This window comes from Pedobacter sp. (assembly GCF_035566355.1).
GTDB lineage: Bacteria > Bacteroidota > Bacteroidia > Sphingobacteriales > Sphingobacteriaceae > Pedobacter.
Map to the genome: position 1 here is coordinate 1 of NZ_DATMRL010000708.1, position 3,554 is coordinate 3,554.

3 protein-coding genes are annotated in these 3,554 nt (G+C 39.5%); 2 read left to right on the top strand and 1 reads right to left on the bottom strand.

From position 1 onward, the window contains the following. Positions 1 to 66 precede the first annotated feature (66 nt). Positions 67 to 1,251, bottom strand: coding sequence for an ROK family protein (locus VNZ46_RS27825; protein ID WP_325564716.1), 1,185 nt, complete (start codon positions 1,249 to 1,251; stop codon positions 67 to 69). 377 nt (positions 1,252 to 1,628) lie between these two features. On the opposite strand from VNZ46_RS27825, the gene VNZ46_RS27830 reads away from it, so the two are divergent. Both VNZ46_RS27830 and VNZ46_RS27835 read left to right on the top strand, forming a co-directional pair. Then, entirely contained in the window at positions 1,629 to 2,504 is an 876-nt protein-coding gene (locus VNZ46_RS27830) for a carbon-nitrogen hydrolase (RefSeq protein ID WP_325564718.1), read from the top strand. Beyond that, positions 2,488 to 3,540, top strand: a complete 1,053-nt coding sequence (locus tag VNZ46_RS27835) for an agmatine deiminase family protein (protein WP_325564720.1) — start codon at positions 2,488 to 2,490, stop codon at positions 3,538 to 3,540. Before VNZ46_RS27830 ends, VNZ46_RS27835 begins: the two co-directional genes overlap by 17 nt. Positions 3,541 to 3,554 lie beyond the last annotated feature (14 nt).

The following is a 3,554-nucleotide window of genomic DNA, read 5'->3' on the forward strand; positions in this document are numbered from 1 at the left end:
TAACAGATAGGATGTGTCGCTGAGTTTTATTTTTGCATAGGCATTGGTTTAACTTTGATTATGTTGTTAGTTAAATTGACTTTTTTCTACCAGTAAACTTGCTGCAGCGAGCAATTCTGCCTGTTCCCCGAGTTTTGACAAGGCGATCTGCGTTTGTTCAGAAATTCTTGGAATACAAAACTCATTAATAGCTTGCTGTATAGAGGGTAAAAGCATTTTCCCCGCCCGGGCCCCTCTTCCGCTTAAAACAATCTGTTCCGGGTTCATAATATGGATCAGTACGGCCAATCCTTTTCCAATCTGGAAAGCAGCACCCGACAATATGGATACAGCCAATGGATCCTGTTTGACTACTGCATCCAGGAAATGTTCGGCCGCCTCTTTCGCATTGTCATTAAACAATTGCTTCATACTGGATGCGGCTCCACCGGATATCTCTTTTTTTGCTTTATCTACCATCACCAGAAGAGAAGTATCTACTTCCAGACAGCCCCTTTTACCGCAGGCACACAAGTTGTTGGAATTTGACAATGGGATATGGCTAAATTCGCCAGCATATCCTGTACTACCCCTATAGAGTTTTCCATCAACAATAATCCCAAGGCCAGTACCCCATCCGATATTAACCACCATAACGTCTTTTTTACCAACAGAAGCCCCAAAGCGCAGTTCAGCCATTGCTATTAAACTGGAATCATTGTCTAGGTAAACAGGTAATTTTAATCTTTGAGTAAGCAGATCCCGAAGATTGGAGCCTTCCGCAATTAAATAAGATTCATTTACGCCCTCAGCTTCATTAACGAATCCTGGCATACCAATTCCAACACCTAAGATATCTTTATAATCCAGTCCAGACTGCTGTAGGTTCTTTTCTATAAAATCTGTTAAAATATTTGTCGCTTCTGGCGACGATATATCCAGATTAATCTGTTGTACACCATAAACGGACTGTCCGGAAAGGTCATAGATTGCCATTTGGCTGATCATCTGATCCATGGCTACAGCCGCCAGGAATTTTTGTTTTTGATGATTTAATAAGAATAGATGTGGTCTTCGTCCTCCTGTGGAGGGCGCTAACCCTTGCTCTATAATGTACTCTTCTTCGATGAGGCTATTCACCACAGAGGTAACCAGTGGTAAACTTTTCTTAGTAAGTTCACTTAATTCTTTTAGAGAGAGCACTTTTTTATGGTAGAGTTCTTTAATGATCTCTGCTCTCAGTTGTTGACTTTTTTCAGTAGGCGCAGGCATATCTAATCAACTATATTTGGTTATGTTGATTAAACTTAATAAAAAAATAAAAAAGAAACAAATTCTTATTTATTTTTTTATTAAGATTTACTTTTGATAAAGTACAAAAGACAAGGTAACTTAAATAAATCGGTGTTTTCTCTTTTTTTAACTGGAATACAGTTAAATACGTGTTTTTTCTTTTGCGGTGTTTATTTTCCTTATGATTAATTTTAAAGTAAATAAACAAATATATATCATCATCTTTCATAAAATATAATGGATTGTAATTATAAATCCGTTGAGGATGCGATTTCTCCTGAGCTGGTCAAGGCTTTCAGGTTTATCCTTTTAGCTTCGACCTTTTTGGTTAACTTTGCAGTATAATTTTTTGAAGAATGGCTAAAGTACAAGTTGGATTGGTGCAGATGAGCTGTACCAGTAATAAACAGGAAAATTTAGATAAAGCGGTTGTTAAAATCCGGGAGATAGCAGCACAAGGTGCACAAGTAGTTTGTTTACAGGAACTATTTACTTCTCTTTATTTTTGTGACGAAGAGAACTACGAGAACTTTAAACTTGCAGAAGCGATTCCGGGCCCGTCAACAGATGTGCTTTCTAAAGTAGCAGCTGAACTGAATGTGGTCATTGTGGCCTCTCTGTTTGAAAAAAGAGCTGAAGGATTGTATCACAATACAACTGCAGTTTTAGATGCTGATGGAACTTATTTGGGTAAGTATCGTAAAATGCATATTCCGGACGATCCTGGCTTTTATGAAAAGTTCTATTTCACGCCGGGTGATTTAGGCTACAAAGTATTCAAAACAAAATTCGCGAAGATCGGAGTTTTAATATGCTGGGATCAGTGGTATCCCGAAGCGGCCCGCTTAACTGCATTAATGGGGGCAGACTTCCTGGTTTATCCAACCGCAATAGGCTGGGCAACAACACAGGACAGTGAAACCAATAAGGAACAATACAATGCCTGGCAAACTATACAGCGCTCCCATGCAATTGCTAATGGTGTCCCGGTGGTTAGCATTAATCGTGTTGGTGAAGAGGCTGGAGTGGAGTTCTGGGGTGGATCTTTCGTATCCAATCCATTTGGAACCCTCTTATACCAGGCTTCCCACAATGCAGAAGAATTAAAAGTAGTAGAACTGGATCTGTCCAAGTCAGACAGCTACAGAACGCACTGGCCTTTTTTAAGAGACAGACGAATTGATAGTTATTCACAAATTACAAAAAGATATATAGATGACGAATCTATTTAAGGATACCCCAAAGCAAGCAGGGTTTGCTTTTCCTGCAGAATGGGCACCGCATGAAGCGACCTGGCTAAGCTGGCCGCATAAAGAAGCGTCATGGCCAGGAAAGATAGAAACAATTTATGCACCTTATTGCGCATTTATAAAAATCGTAGCAGAAGGAGAGAAAGTACGGATTAATATTAATGATGAAGCCACGAAAGCTTTTGCTGTTGCTGAACTGGAAAAGGCTGGAGCAGACTTATCTAATATTGAATTCTATTTTCATCCTACAAATGATGCCTGGTGCCGGGACCACGGACCTGCTTTTTTGTTGAATGCTGAGGCTAGACAGAAAGCCGTTGTAGACTGGGGTTATAATGCCTGGGGTGGTAAATATCCGCCATTTGATCTTGACGATGTGATTCCGACCAAGATCGCAGAACATTTCAACCTGTCTTTATACACCCCCGATATTGTGATGGAAGGTGGTTCTGTAGAATTCAATGGTGCAGGCACTATTTTAACAACAACCGCATGTTTATTAAATGAAAACCGTAATCCTCATTTAAATAAAGAACAAATAGAAGACTATTTAAAGTCTTTTTATGGCGCCGAACAAATATTATGGCTCGGAGATGGGATCGTTGGAGATGACACCGATGGACATATTGACGATATCACCAGATTTGTGAACGAGAATACGGTATTAACTGTTGTAGAAAGTAATCCGCTGGACGAAAACTACCTTCTGTTACAGGAAAATCTGGAAGCGCTGAAGGAAATGCGTTTGCTCAATGGCGAGCCACTGAACATTATCGAGCTGCCCATGCCTTCACCTGTAATTTATGAGGATACACGTTTACCAGCCTCTTATGCTAATTTTTATATTGCGAATAAATCTGTTGTAGTACCTACTTTCAGAGATGTGAATGATCCGATAGCTTTGGATATTATTCAAAAAGCATTTCCAGACAGAAAAGTAGTCGGTATAGATTCAACAGATATTATCTGGGGTCTGGGAAGTTTTCATTGTTTAAGTCAGCAAGAACCAGCCATATAATCAAATAAGAACTA

What these genes read in the sequence shown, in the direction of transcription:
- VNZ46_RS27830 (WP_325564718.1), top strand. Translation starts at nt 1,629, where the DNA reads ATGGCTAAAGTACAAGTTGGATTGGTGCAGATGAGCTGTACCAGTAAT.
- VNZ46_RS27835 (WP_325564720.1), top strand. Translation starts at nt 2,488, where the DNA reads ATGACGAATCTATTTAAGGATACCCCAAAGCAAGCAGGGTTTGCTTTT.
- VNZ46_RS27825 (WP_325564716.1), bottom strand. Translation starts at nt 1,251, where the DNA reads ATGCCTGCGCCTACTGAAAAAAGTCAACAACTGAGAGCAGAGATCATT.